At 54.0% G+C, this 5,444-nt stretch carries 4 protein-coding genes; 1 reads left to right on the top strand and 3 read right to left on the bottom strand.

The genetic code is table 11. The features are described from left to right. Positions 1-48 precede the first annotated feature (48 nt). A complete protein-coding gene (locus O6944_02930; GenBank protein ID MCZ6718094.1) occupies positions 49-393 on the top strand; it encodes a hypothetical protein in 345 nt (114 codons plus the stop codon). A 28-nt stretch (positions 394-421) separates the two neighbouring features. Here O6944_02930 and carB read toward each other — a convergent pair whose 3' ends face one another. The 3 genes from carB to O6944_02915 form a co-directional block, all read right to left on the bottom strand. Then, positions 422-3,607, bottom strand: coding sequence for a carbamoyl-phosphate synthase (glutamine-hydrolyzing) large subunit (carB, locus tag O6944_02925; protein MCZ6718093.1), 3,186 nt, complete (start codon positions 3,605-3,607; stop codon positions 422-424). A gap of 3 nt (positions 3,608-3,610) precedes the next feature. After that, positions 3,611-4,723 carry a glutamine-hydrolyzing carbamoyl-phosphate synthase small subunit gene (gene carA, locus O6944_02920; GenBank protein ID MCZ6718092.1) on the bottom strand — a complete coding sequence of 371 codons (1,113 nt, stop codon included), beginning with the start codon at positions 4,721-4,723 and terminating at the stop codon, positions 3,611-3,613. 390 nt (positions 4,724-5,113) lie between these two features. Continuing rightward, positions 5,114-5,266: a DUF5989 family protein gene (locus O6944_02915; GenBank protein MCZ6718091.1), complete on the bottom strand. Its 153-nt coding sequence runs from the start codon at positions 5,264-5,266 to the stop codon at positions 5,114-5,116. Between the last annotated feature and the right edge of the window lie 178 nt (positions 5,267-5,444).

The following is a 5,444-nucleotide window of genomic DNA, read 5'->3' as shown; positions in this document are numbered from 1 at the left end:
AATATGGACAGCTGACGGCAGTCGGTACAGTATAGACCCGTCGGTCATGTGGGATGGATCCTATCAATGTTCCTGGGAGAGTGCTGGCTTGGTGGTGTCGCAGATCTGTGCGGCCCGGAGGTGTCTATGGGCAGTCCCTTTGCGTTGGTGTCGGAGGCTGAACTTGAGGACTACCGCAGGTCGTTGGATTGGTATGGCTGCTCAGAGGAAGACTTTGAACTGACCGAACAGCTTGACCCGCCTCGCAAGGGCGATGCTAAGCCGTCCACGGGATTGGCAAGGGTTCACCGCAAGTCGACGGGAGTGACGAAGCGTTATCGGCTGGGCGTAGGGGGGCACTGGACCTACGGTTTTGATCAGGATCTGTGGCGGGGTGTTTTTAAGGCTCGTTAGCGTCTTACTATGAGCAACTCAGGTACGGTTACCTATCTGGACGCATGATGAGGCGCGTCTGGCGCAACGCCTCGATAACGGCCCGGGCTAGTTGTAAATCTGTGATCAGGGGAACGCCCGCATCGACTGCGCGTCGGCGAATTAGATAACCGTCTGGCCGGCCTTGTGCGTCGTACTCTCTCGGTATGTTGATCACCAGGTCAACCCGGCCGTCATTAATGACCTCTAATCCACTCAAGCCCTCACCAGGTCTCTTGCCTACAGATGTGCACTCGATGCCGAGTTCGGTGAGTATCTCTGCCGTTCCCTCTGTGGCATAGATGGGGAGCGCCAGTTCCTGCCCGATGATGCGCGCCTCATCGGCAAACCAATACTTGTCGACAACTGGGCCTAAGGACAACAACACCCCCTTGCGAGGAAGTTGGAACCCGGTAGCTAGCAACCCATGTAGCAGTGCCTCGTTGAGGTCTTTGCCTAAGCATCCGACTTCGCCGGTGCTCGCCATCTCCACGCCCAGCATGGGGTCGGCACCAACAAGTCTTGAGAAAGAGAACATCGGAACCTTGACCCCCACATAGTCGAGGTCGAGGCTGTCGTTAACGAGCTTTTGAGACACCCCTAGCATTCGACGCATCGCTTCCCCTGCAAAATTTTTTCCAGTCACCTTGGATACGAATGGAAAGCTGCGCGAAGCGCGCAGGTTGCATTCAATAACCTTTATTGCGTTGTGTTTGGCAAGGAATTGAACATTGAACGGACCAGTAATGGACAAAGCTTTAGCAAGGGCGGCGGCGATCTGTTTTGTCCGCCGAATGGTAGCGATATACAGCGTTTGCGGGGGCAGCACGAGCGTAGCATCACCGCTGTGGACACCAGCATCCTCGATGTGTTCGCTGATTGCCCAAAGCACAAGCTCTCCCTGGTCTGCAACGGCATCGATTTCGACTTCGCGTGCATGGGTCTCGAATTTGGACATCACCACTGGATACTCAGGCGAGACACTGGTCGCGAGTGCGAGGATGCGTCGGAGCTCATTGGGTTCATGGGCAACATTCATCGCGGCGCCGCTCAGCACATAGCTCGGGCGCACCAGAACGGGAAAGCCCCCGAGGCGCTCCACGATTGTGTCCGCGTCTGTGACGTCGGTGACATGAAGCCAACGTGGTTGATCGATGCCAAGCTCGTCAAGCAGTGCGCTGAATTTTTGTCGATTCTCGGCTACATCGATGTTTTCAGGATTGGTGCCAAGGATTTTCACGCCCGCTTTATGTAAGCGTATCGCGAGGTTATTCGGAATCTGACCGCCCATGCTGACGACCACACCATCCGGCCTTTCGTGTTCATATAGATCTAATACAGTCTCGAAGCTGATCTCATCGAAAATCAATCTATCGCACATGTCATAGTCAGTGCTTACCGTTTCTGGGTTGTAATTGACCATGATGGTTTCGAATCCAAGCGCGGCTGCTGCCTGTGTTGCATTAACGCAGCACCAGTCAAATTCAACGCTCGAGCCAATTCGGTAGGCGCCGGATCCAAGCACCATAATTTTCTTATGCGCCGAAGGTAAAACATCAGCGCTGGTCGCGTGATAGGTTGTATATAGATAATTGGTGTCGGCGGGAAACTCCGCTGCCATGGTATCGATTTGAACTAGATGCGGCTCAATCCCGTAGCCCTTGCGGGCTTGACGAACTGTGCCCGCTGGCGAGTTCGTAAGTTTGTCGATTGCTTGATCAGAGAACCCGAGACCTTTCGCGGCACGGAGCGTACTCTCAGGCAACGGAAGCCTGGCCCGAGCGAGGGCGTCGTGCATACGCACGATCTTTTCGATCGCCCTTAGAAACCAGCGATCGATGCCCGTAAGCTCATGGATTTCGTCGACGGCTATTCCGTCGCGTAACCCCTGGGCGACAGCGAATATTCTTAGCGGCGTCGCGTTCTGAAGCTCACCGCGGATATCTTGGAATTGAAATGCATCGGGGTCGAGGCCCTTGACGGCGATATCCAGCATGCGTAGGGCTTTCTGAATGACCTCGGGAAAGGTACGACCGATGGCCATGACTTCGCCGACACTTTTCATCTCACTGCCGATTTGCATCGATGCGCCCTGGAACTTGGTAAGGTCCCACCGTGGGACCTTACAAACGAGGTAATCCAACGCCGGCTCGAAGAAGGCGGTGGTTCGCCGGGTAATGCCGTTCGGTATCTCGGCCAGTGAATAACCAACGGCGAGTTTGGCGGCAACGTAGGCGAGCGGATAGCCGGTTGCCTTGCTCGCGAGCGCGCTCGAACGAGAAAGTCGAGCGTTTACCTCAATAACCCTGTATTCCCCACTACTGGGATCGAGCGCGTATTGAATATTGCATTCGCCCACGATCCCAAGATGTCGGACTGTTTGTATCGCGATTGAACGAAGGCGCTGATACTCGTCGTCGTTCAACGTTTGCGAGGGCGCAACAACGATGGACTCACCGGTATGGATACCCATGGGATCGAGGTTTTCCATGTTGCAAACGGTGATGCAATTGTCACGTCCATCACGAACGACTTCATACTCGATCTCTTTCCAACCGCGCAGATATTCCTCAACCAGGACCTGCTGAATGGGCCCGCTGAAGGCGCGTTCTAGGGCGCCCTCGAGATCACTCTTGTTCTCGACGAGGCCACTGCCCTTGCCACCCAACGCAAATGCACCACGCAACATGATCGGAAAACCGATCTCATTGGCCGCTCCACATGCTTCCGGTATGGAATGGCAGGCCCTGCTTCGCGCCGTCGTGACGCCAATTTCAGCTAGCCGTTCGACAAACAGATGGCGATCCTCGGTAGCACGAATCGTTTCTATCGGCGTCCCTAGGACTTGGACGCCGTATTTGTTGAAGACCCCCCTGTCGTGCAGCGCCAGACCACAATTTAGCGCGGTTTGGCCGCCGAAGGACAAAAGAATCGCATTGATCTCTTCCTTTTTGATTACTCGCTCTACGAACTCTGGGGTAACTGCGACAAGATAGATTCGATCGGCAAGTTCTTGGCTGGTTTGGATGGTCGCGATATTCGGATTAACTAAGACCGTTTTAATCCCCTCCTCTTTCAAGGCCTTTATTGCCTGTGACCCCGAGTAATCGAATTCTCCCGCCTGCCCGATCTGCAAGGCGCCTGACCCGAGCACTAACACACGGCCAGGCTTTTTTGCGATGTAGGTGCCGTACATTAATCAGCCTCGCGCTGTCACGCCCACGAGCCGTAAGAAATCGTCAAACAGGAAGCCGGTATCCCGAGGCCCGGGATGAGCTTCGGGGTGAAACTGGACGCTGAAGAACGGACGGATGCGCGAACGAATACCCTCATTGGTCCCGTCATTGATGTTCACAAACCACGGCTCCCAATCTACTGGCAACGACTCGTCCTTGACCGCATATCCGTGATTTTGGCTGGTGATGTAGCATCGACGGGTCAACAGGTCTTGCACCGGTTGGTTAACACCTCGATGTCCATAGGGAAGTTTGTAGGTATCGCCGCCCGCGGCACGGGCTAGGATCTGGTTGCCTAAGCAAATACCGAAGATCGGCCGCTCGAAGCTGTCCAACAAGCCCCGTACCTGTTCCACCAACGCGCCCAAATCCTTAGGGTCGCCTGGCCCATTCCCAATCACGATACCGTCGGCTTGATCCACAAACTCTGAAAGCCGCATATGCCAAGGCAATCTCAGAACGCTCACGCCCCGTGAAAGAAGCGACCGCACGATATTGTCCTTCGCACCGACATCGATGAGCAGAACGGTTTGATCTCCCCCTTCATAGCGAATTGGCTCATTGGGCGTGACGACTCGGAAGACTTCAGCTCGCATATCCACGATGTCCGCATCCTGTTGGGCTTCTTCCGTTTCTTCGCCAGCCGGTAAAAGCCAGCCTTTCATTGTTCCGTATTCTCGCAGTCGCCTTGTGAGTGTACGCGTGTCGATACCACTGGCGGCAGGAACCCCCTCGCTCAGAAGCCAATCATGCAATGAACGGACACCAGAATGATGGCTGTGGTCATCAACATAGTGCTGCACCACCAGACCTTGGACCTGAATCTGATTTGATTCATATGGTTGGTCGATGCTGCCAGCTAGCCTAGGCAGGGGAACACCGTAGTTTCCGATTAGGGGATAAGTGAGAAGTAGAATCTGTCCCCGGTAGGATGGATCGGTGAGCGTCTCAATGTAACCGGTCATGGCGGTGTTGAAAACGACTTCACCGCCAACGGCCCGTGTTGCGCCAAACCCTCCACCGGATAGCTCAGTGCCATCTTCAAGCACGAGCTTCACCGGTTTCGTCTGTTTCAGCTCGTTAGCCGTACCGTTAATCTCTATCGATGAGCTACCAGTGCGTTGCTGGTACGACGAATTAGGGGGTTTGCTCAACGCCTCTCCGTCTATTTGTTTTGCCGATAATTAGTATACGCTATCGTCCATGCCTGACAGGTCCTAACGCAGTGTCGAGGCGGCGCTTGAAAACTGGGAGTTTGAGTGCCCTAAATAAAATGGGTCAGTAATCTCAGTAGAAAATCTGCACGCCCAGCGAGCTTTTAAAGAACTCACGATTCACGGACTCTTAGCTAATGAAGTTCATCAATTCGCCCTCCCCACTTCGTAGGGAGGGCTCGGGAGGGGCGCGGATTACTGATCACCGATTACGGTTTACGGCTCACGGCTTACCACTAACAACTCACGTAGCTAGAATAGCGTATATATAAATGGCGCCACCGCCGATCCTTGGGTCAAAACGATCAGTGCCCCAAGCAACACCATCACTATGATAATTGGTGCGAGCCAAAATTTCTTACGCACGCGCATAAACCCCCAAAGGTCCTGCAGAAACTCAATCATCGGTCCTTACCAATCGCTAATCACTGATCTTTTGCATTCTCCCGACTCACGCATAACGTCTCACGGCTTACGGATGTATGGTTCACCACTCACGGATTACGGTTCACGAATTCAGAATGGTCTCTCCACCTGGTCTTTGGGAGGCTTTTTACTTGGTATTCGATAGCTTTCAGCTTTT

It is taken from the genome of Gammaproteobacteria bacterium, from assembly GCA_027296625.1.
Taxonomy (GTDB): Bacteria; Pseudomonadota; Gammaproteobacteria; order JAKEHO01; family JAKEHO01; genus JAKEHO01.
Note: the sequence above shows the minus strand (reverse complement) of the source record. Positions and strands in the feature narration are given on the sequence as shown.